This is a genomic window from Syntrophomonas zehnderi OL-4 (genome assembly GCF_000983115.1).
Taxonomy (GTDB): domain Bacteria; phylum Bacillota; class Syntrophomonadia; order Syntrophomonadales; family Syntrophomonadaceae; genus Syntrophomonas_B; species Syntrophomonas_B zehnderi.
Genome location: NZ_CGIH01000011.1, coordinates 1 through 18210 on the forward strand (window position 1 = coordinate 1; position 18210 = coordinate 18210).

Sequence of the window (18210 nt, forward strand, 5' to 3'; positions counted from 1 at the left end):
TTATAAAGAAGTATAATAATATAATTTACAAATTGTTTATTTTAGTCTCATCTTTTCGTCAAAATACTTCTATTATCCCCAAAATCTAGCTGGGAAATTTGTAAATTCATATCAGCCTTGTCGGGAGGGTAGCCAGGGAATAACTCATGAGATCAAAGGGTCATGTGGGGCGGGATCCTATGACCTATGGTTTATAAAACTTATACAGAAAGGGGTGTTCTCCATGAACTGCATCTGTAAGGCAGAAACTCAAATGGAGAAACAGTTTGCACAAGCTGACGTGGACTTGCATTTAATCGACGAACTATTAGCCCAATATAGCAAGGAAACCGGCAACCTCATAACCGTGCTGCAAAAAGCTCAGGATATCTACGGATACCTGCCGCTTTCGGTATTGCAGTATATTGCGGATGAAATGGGCGTAAAAAGGACTCAGGTTTATGGGGTAGCCACATTTTACACCCAGTTCCGTTTAACCGCCATGGGCAAATATATTATTTTGCTTTGTGAAGGTACTGCCTGTCACGTGAACGGCTCGGAAAGGATAGCTACAGCACTGGAAGAGGAACTTAAAGTTAATATGGGTGAAACGACTGAGGACGGCTTGTTTACCCTTTCCGATGCTGCCTGTCTGGGTTGCTGCAGTCTGGCACCGGTGATGATGATAAACGGGCAGGCCTATGGACCTTTGACTCCGGATAAAGCTTGCAGTATTATTCGCGAGATCTATGCCCATGAAAAACTGCTTGAGGAGGGGGGAGTTACCGCATGATTATCAGAATAGGGATAGGAAGCTGCGGTATTGCAGCCGGTGCGTTGCCCGTCTGGGAAGCTGTTCAGGAGGAAATAGCAGACCGGGGAATGAGTGTAGAACTGGAACAAACCGGTTGTATAGGTATGTGCCATCATGAACCCCTGCTGGATGTAATTTATGAAGACGGCAGATCATATACCTTCGGGCATGTCACCCCAGAGATGGCCCGGGAGATCGTCCAGGCCGAAAACCCCGCCAGTCTTGAAAAGTACCTGGTATCCAGCCCGGAAAAACGAAATAGCTTTTTGGATAAGCAGTTGCGAGTTGCCTTGCGCAATTGCGGGATAATTGATCCTGAGTCGATTGAAGATTATATAAAAGAAGGCGGATATCAGGCCTTGGAAAAAATTATCAAAGAAAATGACCCAGAAGGGCTTATTGAGGAAATAAAGATATCCGGACTTCGCGGACGGGGCGGTGCAGGTTTTCCAACCTGGTTTAAGTGGAATGCCACCCGCCAGGAGAAAAACCCTGACAAGTATGTTGTATGCAACGCCGATGAGGGTGACCCCGGCGCTTTTATGGATCGAAGTGTTTTAGAAGGAGATCCTCATTCCTTATTGGAAGGTATGGCTATAGCTGGTTATGCCATTGGTGCTCATACTGGAATCATCTATGCCCGGGCTGAATACCCTCTGGCTGTAAAACGGGCGGAGATAGCCATACAGCAAGCTCGTCAGAAAAACTACCTGGGGAAAAATATAATGGGCAGCGATTTTTCTTTTGACATTGTAATCAAACAGGGAGCCGGGGCTTTCGTGTGTGGTGAAGAAACTGCCTTGATTGCCTCATTGGAAGGCGAGCGAGGTATGCCGCGGCTCAAGCCCCCTTTCCCTTCCCAGCGCGGTTACTGGCAGAAACCAACTAATATTAATAATGTGGAAACCTTTGCCAACGTTCCCTGGATCATTAAGGAAGGCGGCAAAGCTTTTGCGGCCATGGGAACCGAAGACAGCAAAGGGACAAAGGTATTTGCCTTGGCAGGTAAAATAAAGTACGGCGGACTGGTGGAAGTTCCGATGGGAATCAGTCTGCGTGAGATCATCTTTGATGTGGGTGGTGGAATAAAAGACGATAAGCAGTTTAAGGCCGTACAATTAGGCGGACCTTCCGGGGGCTGCATACCCGCCAGCCTCATGGATACCCCGGTGGATTACAAATCCATTAATGAGACTGGTGCTATCATGGGTTCAGGCGGTATGATCGTAATGGACGAAACCACCTGTATGGTAGATCTGGCACGTTATTTTTTGAACTTTACCCAGAAAGAATCCTGCGGAAAATGTGTACAATGCCGAATTGGCACCAAACGTATGCTGGAAATCCTGGAACGCATCTGTCGGGGGGAAGGCCAAGAAGGGGATATAGAATTACTGGAAACATTGGGTCATCAAATTATCGATGGTTCCCTGTGTGGCCTTGGACAGAGTGCACCTAATCCGGTGTTAACTACAATTCGCTATTTCCGCGAGGAATACGAAGCCCATATATACGATCGAAAATGTCCGGCGCATCAGTGCAAAGAGTTAATAAAATACCGGATTGACCCGGACTTGTGTAAAAGCTGCGGACTGTGCGCCAAAAAATGTCCGGTTGATTGTATCAGTGGGGAAAAGAAACAACCTTATATCATCGATGATAGTAAATGCATAAAGTGCGGCAGCTGCTTGGAGGCATGTCCTACCAAATGGAGCGCCGTTGTGGTTGAGTAAAGGAGGGATAAAAAAATGATCAATATCAATATAGATGGAAAAGAGATACAGGGCTATAGAGGTCAGACGATATTGGAATTGGCCCAGGAAAACAACATTCAAATCCCTACCTTGTGCCATGACGAACGCATAAAAACTTATGGGGCCTGCGGAATCTGTGTGGTAGAAGTGGAGGGCAACAACCGTCTTTTAAGATCTTGTGCCACTGAAATTACCCCAGGTATGGTAGTTACTACCGATTCCGCTAGAATTAGGGCATCCCGTAAGATGACCCTGGAACTTATGTTATCCGATCACAGTGGTGATTGTCGTCCGCCCTGTGTCAAGGCCTGTCCGGCACAAACTGATTGTCAGGGTTATGTAGGATTGATCGCCAATGGTGAATACCTGGAATCCTTAAAGCTTATTAAAGAACAGCTGCCCCTGCCGGCCAGCATCGGTCTGGTATGCCCACATCCTTGTGAAGATGCCTGCCGCCGCCAATTGGTGGAGGAACCGATATCGATAGCGGCTTTAAAGGTTTTTGCCGCTGAACAGGATATTTATAAAACTAATGCCTTTGTACCTGATAAGAAGGAATCTACCGGACAACAGGTTGCCATAATTGGAGCCGGCCCGGCGGGTTTGACTGCAGCCCATTTTTTGGCTATAGAAGGCCATGCAGTAACTATTTACGAAGCCATGCCCCAGGCTGGTGGTATGCTGCGCTACGGTATACCGCAATACCGCTTGCCTAAAGAAATACTGGATCAAGAGATAAAACTGATTGAGGCTCTGGGGGTTAAGATTATATGTAACACCAAAATCAACCAGGATATCAGCTTTGATTATATTAGACAAAAATACGATGCGGTATTTATTGGTATAGGTGCCTGGAAGTATACCCGTATCGGTTGTACCGGGGAGGATGTCGCAGGCGTAGTCGGAGGCATCGATTTTCTACGGGACGCTGCTTTGCATGGCGATGTAGGGATAGGAGAAAAGGTCGCCGTAATCGGCGGAGGTAATACTGCCATGGATGCTGCCCGCACTGCCGTACGCTTAGGGGCCCGGGAGGTTATGGTACTCTACCGGAGAACCCGGGAGGAAATGCCGGCCGAGGATATAGAAATCAAGGAAGCTGAAGAAGAAGGTGTAGTATTCAAATTCCTGCTGGCACCTGAGGAGATACTGGCTGAAGATGGAAAGGCCACAGCCATTCGCTGCCAGAAAATGCAGCTCGGGGAACCAGATAGTTCGGGGCGGCGCAGACCTGTACCAATTGAAGGTGCTCAGGAAGTGATTCCTGTAGATACAATTATTGCGGCCATAGGTCAACAGGTAGATGCCTCTGACTTACCGGGATTGCAGCTGGATAAATGGAAGTGTATAGATACCCATGCGGGCAGTCTGCAAACTAATTTGGACGGAGTATTCGCCGGCGGTGATGCTGTCACCGGGCCCGGTATAGCTATAGAAGCCATTGCCCAGGGCAAAAAAGCGGCTTTGGCTATGGATGCTTATTTGAAAGGTGAAAGCCTGCCCTTGGTCGGTTCTTATACTGTAGAACGAAATAATCTTACCGCGGCAGACTTTGCTGAGGTAGCGAAAGAGGCCAGGATTAATATAGTCCATCGTGATCCGGTTCAGCGGCGTCAGGATTTCCTGGAAATTGCCGGACGGATGACTCCCGAGCAAGCCCGGCAGGAAGCCGCCCGTTGTCTGGAATGTGGCTGTATGGATTATTTTGAATGTAAATTGATAAAATATGCCGGTGAATACCAGGTTGACCCGACTCCCATTCAAGGAAATAAACATCCGGTTACGGAGCATGATGAACATCCTTATATCGAAAGGGATGCCGCCAAATGTATTCTTTGCGGTCTGTGCGTCAGAATCTGTGATGAAATGATGGGCGTAGGTGCTCTGGGCCTGGTTCACCGGGGATTTGACACCCTGGTTAAACCGGAATTTGGCCGTGCTTTGCAGGATTCTCCCTGTATCAGCTGTGGCCAGTGTGTGAGTGTATGTCCTACCGGTGCCCTGGTAGAACGTAATCCCCGGTTTAAGAGCGTGCCCCTTAAGTTGGCAGAGAACAACAGCTATTGTTCGTTCTGTGGCTTAAACTGCGGACAAACCATCAGCAGCCGGGGTGACGCGGTAGTCAGGATTGAACCTGCAGCAGGTGAAATCCTTTGTTCTAAAGGGCGGTTTGGTTTTACAGGGGTGTCAGAGCGCTTGACTCAACCTATGCTGAGGGTAGATGGTAAGCTTCAGGAGAGTACTTGGGATGAAACCCTGCAGTATATCGCCAAAAAGAGTCTGGCGGTAAAAGCTAAAAATGAGAAAGATTGTCTAGCCATTTTTGCATCCCCCTCGCTGACCATTGAGGAAGCCCAAATGGCTGCGTCCTGGCAAACATTATTAAATACTGATAAGCTGGGCAGCTTTAGTCCTGATGGCGGGAGAGGCTTATTTGGGGTGCTGGGTGATAATCTTTCTTCCAACAGTCTGGATGAAATAAACGGTACAGATTTGATCCTCATGTTGGGATCTTTTAATGAAAACCAGGTACTTCCTGCCCGTATACGCAAGGCTGTCGGCCAGGGAGCCCAACTGATCGTTTTGAGTCCGGAAAAAACCCTGGTGGATGATTTGGCTCGCTTGAAGGCTTGCCCGCCTGATAGCACCAGTTTTATAAAAGAAATACTGGCCTGTGTAATTGCTCAGAATTTAGTAAACAGTAGTTTCATCGAGGAACGCACCACCGGTTATCAAGAACTGAGTTCTGCCTTAAAAACGCTTACCCCAGGTGAAACAGCGCAGCAGATTGCATCATTGTATGCAAATGCTACCAAGGCAATGATTTTGGTGGATGGTTACAATGTAACTGCAGCAGCCATCGAGCTGCTGGCCGATCTGGCGGTATTAACCGGCAAAATTGGCTCGCCCCGCAACGGCATTATCGTTATTAATCCAGGCGGCAATGCCAGCGGTATCTGGCAGGCAGGTTTCAAGCAGGATAGCCGCGAACTGCTTAAGGGCATAGAAGATGGAGTTATCAAGGCAGCTTTTATCCTGGGCGAAGATCCGGTAGGCGCAGGCGTTATAGAGGAAAGCTATCTAACCAAAATGGATTTTGTAATGGTCGCCAGCCCCTTTAAAACGGCTACAACTGAACTGGCTGATGCGGTATTGCCTTTATCTGCGCCCTGGGAGAATGATGGCAGTTATCTGACTGCCGATGGAAAAGTCGTTAGCCTGCAGGCTGTAAAAGCGGCACCAGCCGGTCAGAATAATCTGCAGATATGGTCACAGCTGAGCCAGATACTGAATCCGCATGGAAACAACCGGATTGTTAAGCTCGATTTAGCCAGAACCAAACCTTATCTATATCCCCAATCATTTGCCGGTCAGGATGGCAAAGCCCAATTAAAAATAGGGGAGGACGGCCCTATCTTTAAAAAGGCTAAGATAACTGATCCGATTTTGATTAGGGTCAAAGGCAAGTAAATTTTAAAATAAGCACAGGGGACGTTATGGGTGGGTTATTTTAATGACCCATCGATAACGTCCCCTGTGTCGTTTCTGACGTTATCATGATTCATGAATACAATATATCTGAGCAAAACCTATTTTACTTTTCATAAAATAAAATTATAATCGTGCATATGCAACTTAGGAGAGTACAACAATTGGTAAATTCCAAAGGGGGAATAACAGATGGCATATGTAAACGAGATCCTTGCCAAGGTAATGGAAAGAAATCCCAATGAACCGGAATTTCATCAGGCTGTAAAAGAGGTGCTGGAATCATTGGAACCGGTTTTAAAAAGGCATCCTGAGTACGTGAAGTATGCTGTGGTGGAGAGAATAGTGGAGCCGGAAAGACAAATAATTTTCCGGGTACCTTGGGTGGATGATAATGGCAAGGTCGAAGTAAATCGAGGTTTTAGATTTGAATTCAACAGTGCCATCGGACCTTACAAGGGTGGTTTGAGGTTTCATCCTTCGGTAAATGCTTCGATTATAAAATTCCTGGGCTTTGAGCAGATCTTTAAAAATTCTTTAACCGGATTGCCCATTGGCGGTGGTAAGGGTGGCAGCGATTTTGATCCCAAGGGAAAATCGGATGCAGAAGTTATGAGATTCTGTCAGAGCTTCATGGCCGAACTTTGCAGACATATTGGGCCGAATACCGATGTACCGGCTGGTGACATCGGGGTAGGAGGACGTGAGATTGGTTTTATGTATGGCTATTATAAGCGTATCAAGAATGCTTATGAAGGTGTACTAACCGGCAAAGGGCTTAACTGGGGCGGCAGCCTGGTTAGGACGGAAGCTACCGGTTATGGGCTGGTATATTTTACGGAGGAAATGCTCAAAGAAAAAAACGTCACTTTCCAGGGCAAAAACGTGGTGGTATCAGGTTCCGGTAATGTAGCAATTTACGCTGCACAAAAAGTAGCGCAACTGGGCGGCAGAGTTCTGGCCATGAGCGATTCCAATGGCTATATAATTGATGAAAGCGGGATTGACCTGGAGACTGTAAAACAACTTAAGGAAGTGGAAAGAAAACGACTTAAAGATTATTTAACTACTCACCCTTCAGCCAGCTTCTTTGAAGGCTGTGATGGAATCTGGACAATTCCTTGCGATATTGCTCTGCCTTGTGCAACTCAGAATGAAATAGATGAACTCGCTGCCCAGACCTTGGTGGCTAATGGCTGTATAGCTGTTGCCGAGGGTGCCAATATGCCATGTACCCCGGCAGCAGTGCAGGTCTTCCAGAACCAGGGGGTTCTTTTTGGCCCTGCCAAAGCTGCCAATGCAGGCGGTGTTGCGGTTTCAGCCCTGGAAATGTCCCAGAACAGTATGCGCTACACCTGGAGCTTTGAAGAAGTGGATGCTAAGCTTAAAGAGATAATGATCGAAATTTACCGGAAATCCAGTGCGGCTGCCCAAGAATACGGTCTGGCAGGCAACCTGGCAGCAGGTGCTAATATAGCAGGTTTTATCAAGGTTGCCGACTCCATGGTCGCCCAGGGCGTTGTTTGAGTAGAGGCGGATTTTTCCGCAAATTACCTATTTATTAAATAAATAAGACCATACGGAAAAGGTTGACGAAAATAATATTTGTCAACCTTTTGGCGTGTTTACTAGTACTTATCAGATATCAGTAAGCGGTAGGGATATCACAAATGTTTGTGTTGGGAACGTTTCCCCATATCATTAAAATCTTTGCCTGGGTGTGGATGCTGGACAACTATGTTATAATTTAAGCCAGTGTTTAAAGACTAAAGGGGGCTTGTTAATGAAAAAGAAAATATTAATGATAATGGTTTTGTGCCTGGCAGTATTCCTGGCTGGCTGCATGAGCAAAGCCAGTAAGCCCATCGCGGAAGTGAATGGGGATAAGATTACTCAAGCAGATTATGATGCTCTTTATGCCGTTATAAAAGCTGATTACGAATCTACTCAAAACGTCAAGGTCGATGAACAAAAAGATAAGGAAATAGTCAAAAACATCCAAGACAAGACCTTTGACAATCTGATTCTGCAAAAATTAATCCGCCAGGACGCGGCCCGGCAGGGGATTAAAATAGATCAGAAGGAAGTAGACGAAACGATTGCCTATATCAAATCAACCAAAGATAAAGAGAGCCAAGATGGGTTTAAAAAATTTCTCAAAGAGACTAATTTCACCGAAACCGGTTTGAATGAGTATCTGCAGACCCAGCAGCTCAATACTAAAATCAAGGATAAGATAACGGCCGGTATAAAGGTTGATGATGCACAAGTCCGCCAATACTACGATGACAACCAAAACCAGTTTGAAGATCAGGGGGGTATACATATCTATCATATCCTGACTTCCGATAAGCAGAAAGCACTTGAAGTTATCAATAAACTGGATAGCGGAGCTGATTTTGCCGTTTTAGCCAAGGAATATTCCCTTGATGAAAGCAATAAAAACCTGGGCGGGGATCTGCAATATGTAAACGAGAATACCAATTTTGTCCCCGAGTTCAAAAAAGCCGCCTTGGCTCTTAAGCCGGGCCAGTACACCCAGGAACCAGTTAAATCACAGTTTGGATATCATGTAATAAAGGCCGGAGAGAGAAAGGCAGCCGGGATCATGCCTTTTGATCAGGTACAAGAACAGCTTAAGGCTCAACTAGAGGCCGAGCAAAAGGATAGCGCATTTAATGAATATCTGGAGAAGCTGAAGAAGGAAGCCGATATCAAGGATCTGCGCAAAAAATAAAAAATCTATTGAGGGATGGGGAAGAATCGAGGCCCCGTCCTTTATTTTTGGAAAGCCAATGATGCGGCTGTTTCTATAAAAAGACAGTTATTGACCCTAAAAGTTAGGATTCGGTATCATAATTATACTAAATGGTAAAGCTGGGGAGGCGAAACATATGACCGAAAAGGGACGCTATATTACCGATCTGCCTTTGGAAACAGTACCGCTGGGGGGTTATGCACGTACGCTTATTGATAACCCACAACTAAGACTGGTAAACCTGATCCTTAACGCCGGGGATGAGGTTCTTAGCCACAGCGCCCCGGTGGAAGTGGTTTTTATTGTCCTTAAGGACAGTGCTACTGTGTATATTGATGATAAACAGTACAGCATAAGTGAGGGACAGATGCTGGTCTGTCCGCCTAACACAAATCGCAGCATCAAAGCCCATGATAATGGTTTGAGTCTGCTGGTTATAAGAGCCCCTAATCCATAGCTAATGCAAAAAGTTGGCTGACACCAAATTGAGCCGTTCCCCGTCAAGCAGAAAGCTTAGTAAACAATACATTTTCCCGGCTTTATTAATTGCGGGGAAGCTGTGAAGGGGAGGGGGTATGCTTTGATTAATAAAAAGGAAGTATAATCCTACCAGGCTAGGAAAGTTGCCAAGTGGTTAAGACAGATAAAGGGAGAAAATTAAAATCAGAATTGCTTCCAAGCCGGTAAAATTAGGCATCATTACCGGCAAAAGCAAGAATATAAACAGGTAAAAATTATTTTTGTCTTTGCATTAGGTACAGAAAGATTGTATGATTTTATAGAGTATAATCTCGTTTAGGATATTAGTTATTCTGATTATACTAGTGATTAAGTGCCCTAAACGAAAATAGTACCTTGGAATCAAATAATAATCCTTGGTTTAAAATTATACCTGCTTAACCATTCCCAGGATGCTTTTTTATTGGGTTGAAACTGAATACCGCCAAGTATGTTTAAAGGTAAATCCACCCGGGAAAGGGCCTAGTCTTTAGTCGATATTGCTTATCCGGTTTTTCGTGAAGTTATAATCAAAGTAACGGGAAACAGGATTGGGGTAAGGGCAATACAATACCGGCCTAGTGGCAAAGGAGGTGAAATAATTGTTTGCATACGATAGATTTGATCTTTCAGGAAAAACAGCCATAGTAACTGGTGCTACCAAAGGTTTGGGGTATGGAATGAGTATGGCCTTGGCTCAGGCTGGCGCAGATATTGTAGTAATTAGCCGCACGGCCTCTGACTGCGAAAAAGTGGCCGCTGAAATTGAATGCCTGGGTCGCAAAGCACTGGCATTGCCGGCCGATATGACTAAGTTTAATTCATTTGGCAGCCTGGTCGACACCGTTGTTGAAAAGATGGGGAAAATAGACATTTTAGTTAACAACGCTGGCGTAGGTATTACCAAGGCGGCACTTGATATTACTGAAGATGAATGGGACAACGTTGTGGATCTTAACTTAAAGGGAGTTTTTTTCCTGGCCCAAGCCGTGGGGAGGCAAATGAAGCAACAAAACTCCGGTAAAATTATTAATATATCTTCAGCATACGGACTTGTTGCAGATACCAATGTAGTTCCCTACATTTCCAGTAAGGCTGCAGTAATTATGATGACCAAGGCATTGGCAGCGGAATGGGCTCGGTACAATATCCAGGTTAATTGTGTATGCCCAGGATATGTTATCACATCCATGAATGAAAAAGAATTCAGTGATCCCAAAGTCAGAGACCATTTCATTAAGAAAATCCCTCAACGCCGATTGGGACAAATCGAAGATCTGGGCGGGGTAGTTGTGTATTTGGCTTCCAAAGCTTCCGACTACACGACCGGCTCCAATATCGTTGTTGATGGAGGTATCACAATTTAATAATGTCAAGGTGACGGGGTTGTTGACAAACTCGCTTGTCAAGGCGGCGAGGTTGTTGATACCCCTTTTCCTATTGGAATTTTAGTGGCAGGAGTATATTACTGAAATTACTTGGCTGCCATAAGCTGTCAGAGGCTGGAGTTTGCGCAAACCCTATCCTCTGACAGCTTATTTGTTTTAAGGATAAAATCCAATAAATATGCAAATCATATATTAAATTTGCTAATCAATTTGGCGGGTTAAAGTTTATTTAAGGAGGCTAGAAAATGAATTTGGATTTTACCAATAAGGTGGTATTGATAACCGGAGCCGCCGGCGGTTTCGGAGTTGATGCCGCTAAATCTTTTGCCCAAAGGGGTGCAAAACTTGCTCTGGTAGATTTATCGCTGCAAGCCTTGGAAGGTGTTGCGAAAGAAACAGGGTTATCTGCCGACAAGTACCTTTTAATTGCAGCTGATGTTTCCAAGGAAGATAATATTATCAACTATGTAAACAAGACTAAAGAGAAGTTCGGCAGAATTGATATATTTTTCAACAATGCCGGTATCGAAGGGGTAGTAAGCAAATTAGCTGATTATCCTTCGGAAATTTTTAATAAGGTTATAGATGTAAACGTCAAAGGCGGATACCTGGGCATGAAGCATGTATTAAGGGTAATGCGGGAACAAAAATGCGGTGCGGTTATCAATGTATCTTCGGTAGCCGGTCTGGCTGGGATGCCTGATCTTTCAGCCTATGTTACCAGCAAATTTGCAATTATCGGCATGACCAGATCGGCTGCCGTAGAAAATGCACCACTTGGAATAAGGGTCAATGCTATCTGCCCGGCAATGATTAATACCCGCATGATGCGCAGTGTCGAACAAGGCATGGGCGGTGAGGAAGCGGCCCAGGCCAAGGCTGCTTTTGAGCAGGCCATTCCTTTAGGCCGCTATGGTGAAGTCGAGGAAATCTCCAGTTTGGTAATGTATTTAGCCTCAGAGGAAGCATCCTTTATTACCGGGGTATTTCTGCCTATTGATGGTGGTTTTACGGCGTAATTGCCTAAAACCGTATATTTCAGGGGACGGAGTGGTTGACAACACCTGAGTTGGCAACCGCTCCGTCCCTTCGTATTGTTGAAAAAAGCTCATTGGGCCGATGATATTAGACTTTCAACCAATCCTTGTGCTAAAATAAATTAGTCGAGCTGTATGGAGGTTAAGTTATGTTAAAACTTGAAAATATTTGGATGCAAATATCAAACGGTAATGGGGAAAACAAAGAGATACTGAAAGGAATCAACCTGGAATTTGAGCAAGGTAAACTATATGCTATCACCGGGCCTAACGGCGGGGGCAAGACGTCTTTGGCTAAAGTAATCATGGGTATATATCAGCACAGCCAGGGAAGTATATATCTGCATGGAGAGGAAATAGGCGATCTTTCCGTAACGGAGAGGGCGCGCAAAGGTATTGCCTATGCCTTCCAGCAACCGCCCCGTTTCAAGGGTCTGACTATAAAGGATATGCTAAACATAGCTGCTCCCCAGGCTGAATCAATGCAGTATCGTAAGTATTTACGTGATGTAGGACTCTGCCCGGAAGATTACCTGGACAGGGATTTGGGACCTGGTTTAAGCGGAGGCGAAATCAAGCGTATTGAGATGGCGCAGCTCTTAATGCGCGATACGGCTCTGGCTATTTTTGATGAGCCGGAGGCTGGGGTTGACCTGTGGACGATTCAAAAACTAATAGGTTTAATAGTAACCAGTTACCGCAATAACCCTGCTAAAACCGCTATCGTTATTACCCATAATGAAAAGATATTGCCCATTTGTGATGAAGTAATAGTACTTGAGGAAGGAACGGTAGCCGGTCGGGGAACCCCATCGGATATATGGCATCTTATCAAAGATGATATTGAATGTAAAGTACGCAATAAATGCCAGGGAGAAGTGACGTATGAAATTAAATAATCTCGATATGGATTTGCTTAATTCGGTTGCCGGTATGCATGGTATACCCAAAGGTGCCGTTAATATTCGCCGGGATGGGGAGGCAGTAATACGACAATCCTCTTCCAATATCATTTTAAGTTCATTAACAGGTAATAAACCGGGACTTAAGGTCGAGATAAAGCCCGGCACGCGCAATGAGACGGTTCATGTTCCGGTAATACTTACCCAGCCTGGATTTCAGGACAAGGTATATAATACCTTTATCGTAGGTGAAGATGCCGATGCAACCATTATTGCCGGCTGTGGAATCCACAATAACAGCCATGCCAGTTCCAGACACGATGGGATACATGAGATTATTATCCGCCGCGGTGCCAGGTTAAAATATATTGAAAAGCATTATGGTGAAGGCGGAGAAAAAGCCCAGAATATATTGAATCCAACTACCATTATAACGGTTGAGAAAGGCGCGGTTGCCGAACTGGAAATGGTGCAGATTAAAGGTGTGGATGATACAATTCGCAGTACGAAAGCATATGTACATGAAAAAGGAAATCTAAAGATTGTTGAGCGTCTGCTTACTCAGGGCGAGCAAAGGGCTGAATCAGATATTGAAATATATATTGAAGGCGATGGCGGGGCAGCACAGGTTCTTTCCCGTTCGGTTGCCCAGGAGAACTCTTATCAGCTATTTAGGGCCGCCCTGATTGGTAAAACTGCCTGTTTAGGCCATGTGGAATGTGATGCCATTATAATGGACAATGCCCGTATAAAATCTATACCTGAACTAATGGCCGAAGACGCCGAAGCGGTATTAACTCACGAGGCCGCCATCGGCAAGATAGCCGGGGAACAGCTTATCAAACTCATGTCTTTGGGTTTGACCGAAAAAGAGGCCGTAGACGCTATTTTAGAAGGGTTTTTAAAATAATAAACACAGGAGCTCTTGCCCATGAATTTAAACCTTCTTAAAACCTATATTCGGGTAGTTGAAACCCAGAACCTGTCGAGAACAGCTGAGGATTTTGGACTTTCCCAACCAGCCGTTACCAAACAAATCCAGACCTTGGAGGATATGTATGGTATCCTGCTTTTGGAGCGTTCCGGGCGTAAGTTAAGACCGACCGAAGCCGGTGAAACCCTGTATAACTGTGCCCGTGAAGTGGTTAGAAGTATGGACAAACTTGACAAGGCGATGGAAGAAATATCGGAAAGCCGCAAAGGGAATCTCTACCTGGGAGCCAGTACTATTCCCGGTCAGTATATACTGCCTCGTATTATAAAGGGTTTTAAGGAAAAATACCCGCATATAAGCATTAGCCTTGATATTGCCGATACGGAGAAAATTTTTAATAAGGTTTCCGAACGTGAACTGGATATAGGTATTGTGGGCGGATGGAGCAACAACCGCAAGGTGGAAGGATTTCCCTGGCTACAGGATGAACTGGTTTTGATCATACCTGAACAGCATCCGATGGCTGGGCAAGCATCGGTCAGCCTGCAGGATCTTTTAGAGGAACGCTGGATATTTAGGGAGAAAGGTTCTGGAACCCGAAAAGCCATGGAAGACTTAATGGCAATATATAACGTCAATCGGGAGGAACTAAACATATACATGGAAACCGGTAGTACGGAGGCGGTTCTGGCCATGGTAGAAGCCGGCATGGGAGTTTCGATCGTATCGCGCTGGGTTATTCGTCCGCAGGGTTCGGCTTATAAAATTAAATACCTTACTCTAAGGGAAGATGAAGCCCGCCGGATGTTTTATGTGGCTTTGCCTCGCCAGAAGGTACGCCGAAAATCGGTCAGTAATTTCCTGGAATATTTGCAAAACTGGGATGAAGAATAAAGCTTGGCAAATGCCAAGCTTTTTAAATCAAATTGCCTTAAAAAAACCTATCTGTATTCATGAGCTGATAATTTCGGATCTGTTATTCTGAAACGAAAAATCAGCTAATTTATTTTTTTACTGGTGCTTTATATATAACTTTGTATATAATAATGCTATTGTCTGAATAAAAATCTTATCTGGGGGTGTAAACGTAATGTTGCCGTTACCGAAAAAATATTTTCTTACTGCTGCATCTTCTGAGGGGAATACATCATTGACCGCTTTTGATGGGGCCCTGTTAAATGCCAGGGTTGGTAATACGAATCTGCTAAGGGTCAGTAGTATTTTACCCCCTGGCTGTGAATTTGATCCCGAGCTTAAGATCCCTTCCGGATCTTTGCTGCCTATAGCGTATGGTTCAATCACCAGTTCGGAGCCGGGCGTGATTATATCGGCGGCTGTGGCAGTTGGCATTAAAAAGGATAGCTTTGGCGTGATTATGGAGTTCTCAGGTAAATGCAGTAAAAAAGAAGCGGAGGAAAAGGTAGTCAAGATGGTGGAGGAGGCCTTTGCCATGCGTAACCTTGAATTGGAAGAAGTAAAAGTAGCCGCCTGTGAACATACGGTGGAGAACATTGGTTGCGCCTTTGCGGCCGTTCCGCTGTGGTATTAGATCTATTTCAGAGGAGGAAGTTAATTGGATCTTTGGGTTACAGAATATCAAACCCCGGCATTGGGGTTTAGTTGCAAGAGCAGCGAGACATTAAGGATAGAGAAAACCCCCTTTCAAGATCTGGCTGTGGTAGTTACTGAGCAATTCGGTAAAATGCTGTTGCTGGATGGCATGGTGATGACTACAGATTGCGATGAATTCGTTTATCATGAAATGATTGCCATGGTGGCTTTGAATTCGCACCCTGATCCCCGTAAGGTCTTGATTATTGGCGGCGGGGATGGAGGGGCTCTGCGGGAAGTGGTACGCCATCCCAAGGTTGATAAAGGGGTTCTGGTAGAAATAGATGCGCGGGTAGTTCAGGCATCGCGCGACTTTTTTCCGCAACTGGCCTGTTCTTTCAGCGACCCGAAAGCTGAACTCATTATTGCTGATGGCATCAAATATATAAAGGAACATAAAAATGAGTTTGATGTTATCCTGGTAGACTCGACCGAGCCGGTTGGACCTGCTGTCGCCTTATTTTCGCCGGAATTTTACCAGAGTTGTTTTGAGGCTCTCAAAGAGGATGGTATGCTGGCAGTACAGAGTGAATCCCCGTTTTTTAACAGCGAGGTTATTCAAATGGTTTACGGCGGAATCAGCCGGTGCTTTCCTCTGACTGATTTATACCTGGCCAATGTACCGACCTATCCCAGCGGTTTATGGAGTTTCACGGTGGGTTCGAAAAAATTTGATCCCCAAACCATTAGGTCACTTAGCAACCAGCCGTTGAAATACTATAATGAAAGCATCCATAAAGCCGCTTTCAATCTGCCTAACTTTGTTAAAGAAATTATCGGACTGGATGTATGAAGATGAAACCATTACAGTGGCTGGAACGCAAGGCGGTATTTATGGGCAGCTGCGATAGTTTAAATGAAGCCGATCGGGTACTGATCGGCCTGCCGATGGATTTTACCACTAGCTTCCGTCCGGGTACCCGTCTGGCTCCTTACCGGATAAGGGAAGTATCAGAAGGGATAGAGGAATACAGTATCTATCAAGACCGTTCTTTGGAGGAAATTGCCTTTTTCGACGCTGGTGATGTGGTAATCCCTTTTGGCAATGTCAAACAAAGCCTGGAGCGTATGGAGGCTACCGCCCGGGAATTGTTAGGTATGCGCAAAAAAATATTTGCAATCGGGGGGGAACACCTGGTAAGTCTGCCCATAATCAAGGCGTATGCTGATTATTACCAGGGATTGGTGGTTATCCAGATGGATGCCCATGCAGACCTGCGGGAAGATTATCTGGGGGAATCATTATCTCATGCCACCGTAATGAGGCATGTGTTAAAGATTGTAGGTAAAAAGAACCTCTACCAATTAGGGATACGCTCTGGAACCCGGGAAGAGTTGGAGTATGCCCGTAGTTGCAGCAACCTGTACCTGGATGAATTCTATTCTGCCTGGGATGACATAAAGCTCAGTATTGGCAGCCGCCCCGTTTATATCAGCTTGGATATTGATGTTTTAGATCCTGCTTTTGCTCCCGGAACCGGAACCCCTGAAGCAGGTGGGGTAACTTCCCGGGAATTGCTCAAAATGCTGGTAAAATTAGGAGGACTTAACGTGGTGGGCTTTGATATGGTGGAGATTTCGCCCCCCCATGATATTGGCGACAACACCTCGATTTTAGGAGCTAAAATAATACGCGAGGCCTTACTGGCTTTTTAAAAAAATTGATAGCGGACTATCTAAATTTGAACATCTCCTACCGATTCAAGCAGTAGGAGATGTTTTTGTGGTAGCTGCTTTATTAATTTATCTTTAGTAGTTTTCGGCCAAGACTTCGTAGTAGGAACGGGGATGGTCGCAGGCCGGGCATTTTTCGGGGGGCTCAGTACCTTCGTGAATATAACCGCAGTTACGGCATTTCCATTTAACCGGGGCAGGTTTTTTAAAGACAGTATTGCGTTGCACATTATCCAATAATTTGCGGAAGCGTTTTTCATGGGCTTCTTCAACTTCGGCAATCTCTCTGAAAACATCTGCAATCTCATTAAAACCTTCTTCACGGGCTACCTTCTCCATCTCCGGATACATGCTGGTATGTTCCTCATTTTCGCCCTGGGCAGCCGCTTCCAGGTTTTCGGAAGTAGGAGGAATTAAGCCCCCTACCAGAAATTTATACAGCCGTTTGGCATGTTCTTTTTCGTTATCCGCGGTTTCTTCAAAAAAGCCGGCTATTTGCTCATAGCCTTCCTTTCTGGCCTGGCTGGCCCAGAAAGTATACTTATTCCGGGCTTGAGATTCGCCGGCAAAGGCTTTCCATAGATTTTCTTCTGTTTTGGATCCTTTTAGACTCATGGTTAAATTCCTCCTTGTTTTTATATATGATCAGTGTTAATATCTCACCAGATCGGCCGGATATACATAGACCAGGTCGGAGTTCTTATAGTGTTTTATAATCATCAAGTTTTCCAACAAGGCGCAGATCTTATCGATTTCATCATCGTATGATTCTTTGTCCAGACATGCATCCAGGCTGATTTGAAAAACTGCTACCGGGATTTCCGCCCAGTTTAAGAGGCGAAGTTCTTCCAGACCTTCGTCCAGGAAATCCAGTTCGCTCAACGGCATGGAAAACGGCGCCTGAGCTTTGCTTTTTATATGGGTTTCCAAAAGATTAATAAAATAATTGAGTTTTTCCTCCTTCTCTGGGGTGATAACATACTGAAACAGTATATCATAAAGGTTTTGCGTGAGAATAATGGAACTGGTTCGGGGGAGCATTAGGTGTTGTTCTTGTTTGATAAATGATAATTGAAACCTGGTAGGAAGAGACACAATCTCAACTCCTTCTCTTTGAGTCTTTACATTAGATTAGCCAATTAAGAAAATTTATACAACGAGACTTTTGCATAATTCAAAAAAATATTCGAAAAAAGATAAGTCAAAGCTATCTGTTATAATTAGCAATAACATTTATTACCATGTTGGCTAAGATATAACAGTCAGACTATGACAATTTCCGAAAAAGGACATAGTACCCCCTTCAAAGTATTTTGTTCTTTTAAAACCCGATAGATTTAAGTTATGCAGCCAGCGACTGCGTATTGCTATC

At 44.9% G+C, this 18210-nt stretch carries 16 protein-coding genes; 14 read left to right on the forward strand and 2 right to left on the reverse strand.

Annotation, left to right across the window (positions count from 1 at the left end):
- Positions 1-223: 223 nt before the first annotated feature.
- From nuoE to speB, 14 genes are all read left to right on the forward strand, one after another.
- Entirely contained in the window at positions 224-772 is a 549-nt protein-coding gene (gene nuoE, locus AAV90_RS03855) for an NADH-quinone oxidoreductase subunit NuoE (RefSeq protein WP_157609496.1), read from the forward strand.
- Complete coding sequence (locus AAV90_RS03860; RefSeq protein WP_046496092.1) at positions 769-2526, forward strand: NADH-quinone oxidoreductase subunit NuoF; 1758 nt, start codon at positions 769-771, stop codon at positions 2524-2526. The genes nuoE and AAV90_RS03860 overlap by 4 nt, the downstream gene beginning before the upstream one ends.
- A 15-nt stretch (positions 2527-2541) precedes the next feature.
- Entirely contained in the window at positions 2542-6018 is a 3477-nt protein-coding gene (locus AAV90_RS03865; RefSeq protein WP_046496094.1) for an FAD-dependent oxidoreductase, read from the forward strand.
- A gap of 210 nt (positions 6019-6228) precedes the next feature.
- Positions 6229-7563 carry an NADP-specific glutamate dehydrogenase gene (gene gdhA, locus AAV90_RS03870; protein WP_046496096.1) on the forward strand — a complete coding sequence of 445 codons (1335 nt, stop codon included), beginning with the start codon at positions 6229-6231 and terminating at the stop codon, positions 7561-7563.
- 256 nt (positions 7564-7819) lie between these two features.
- Entirely contained in the window at positions 7820-8773 is a 954-nt protein-coding gene (locus tag AAV90_RS03875) for a peptidyl-prolyl cis-trans isomerase (protein ID WP_046496098.1), read from the forward strand.
- A 157-nt stretch (positions 8774-8930) separates the two neighbouring features.
- Positions 8931-9251, forward strand: coding sequence for a cupin domain-containing protein (locus AAV90_RS03880; protein WP_046496100.1), 321 nt, complete (start codon positions 8931-8933; stop codon positions 9249-9251).
- Between the two features lie 643 nt (positions 9252-9894).
- Positions 9895-10659 (forward strand): SDR family NAD(P)-dependent oxidoreductase, encoded by a 765-nt coding sequence (locus AAV90_RS03885; protein ID WP_046496102.1) that lies wholly within the window; start codon positions 9895-9897, stop codon positions 10657-10659.
- A 266-nt stretch (positions 10660-10925) separates the two neighbouring features.
- Positions 10926-11699: an SDR family NAD(P)-dependent oxidoreductase gene (locus AAV90_RS03890; RefSeq protein ID WP_046496103.1), complete on the forward strand. Its 774-nt coding sequence runs from the start codon at positions 10926-10928 to the stop codon at positions 11697-11699.
- Positions 11700-11866: 167 nt separating this feature from the next.
- A complete protein-coding gene (locus AAV90_RS03895) occupies positions 11867-12616 on the forward strand; it encodes an ABC transporter ATP-binding protein (RefSeq protein WP_046496105.1) in 750 nt (249 codons plus the stop codon).
- Complete coding sequence (locus AAV90_RS03900) at positions 12603-13529, forward strand: SufB/SufD family protein (protein WP_046496107.1); 927 nt, start codon at positions 12603-12605, stop codon at positions 13527-13529. Before AAV90_RS03895 ends, AAV90_RS03900 begins: the two co-directional genes overlap by 14 nt.
- 21 nt (positions 13530-13550) lie before the next feature.
- Positions 13551-14447, forward strand: a complete 897-nt coding sequence (locus AAV90_RS03905; RefSeq protein WP_046496109.1) for a selenium metabolism-associated LysR family transcriptional regulator — start codon at positions 13551-13553, stop codon at positions 14445-14447.
- A gap of 196 nt (positions 14448-14643) precedes the next feature.
- Complete coding sequence (locus tag AAV90_RS03910) at positions 14644-15102, forward strand: pyruvoyl-dependent arginine decarboxylase (RefSeq protein WP_046496111.1); 459 nt, start codon at positions 14644-14646, stop codon at positions 15100-15102.
- A 24-nt stretch (positions 15103-15126) separates the two neighbouring features.
- Positions 15127-15957, forward strand: coding sequence for a polyamine aminopropyltransferase (gene speE, locus AAV90_RS03915; protein WP_046496113.1), 831 nt, complete (start codon positions 15127-15129; stop codon positions 15955-15957).
- Positions 15954-16820 (forward strand): agmatinase, encoded by an 867-nt coding sequence (speB, locus tag AAV90_RS03920; protein ID WP_084691471.1) that lies wholly within the window; start codon positions 15954-15956, stop codon positions 16818-16820. Before speE ends, speB begins: the two co-directional genes overlap by 4 nt.
- Before the next feature lie 93 nt (positions 16821-16913).
- Here speB and rbr read toward each other — a convergent pair whose 3' ends face one another.
- Together rbr and AAV90_RS03930 are read right to left on the reverse strand one after the other, a co-directional pair.
- On the reverse strand, positions 16914-17453 hold the full coding sequence (rbr, locus tag AAV90_RS03925) for a rubrerythrin (RefSeq protein WP_084691472.1): 540 nt from the start codon (positions 17451-17453) through the stop codon (positions 16914-16916).
- Positions 17454-17489: 36 nt separating this feature from the next.
- Positions 17490-17933, reverse strand: coding sequence for a hypothetical protein (locus AAV90_RS03930; RefSeq protein ID WP_046496120.1), 444 nt, complete (start codon positions 17931-17933; stop codon positions 17490-17492).
- Between the last annotated feature and the right edge of the window lie 277 nt (positions 17934-18210).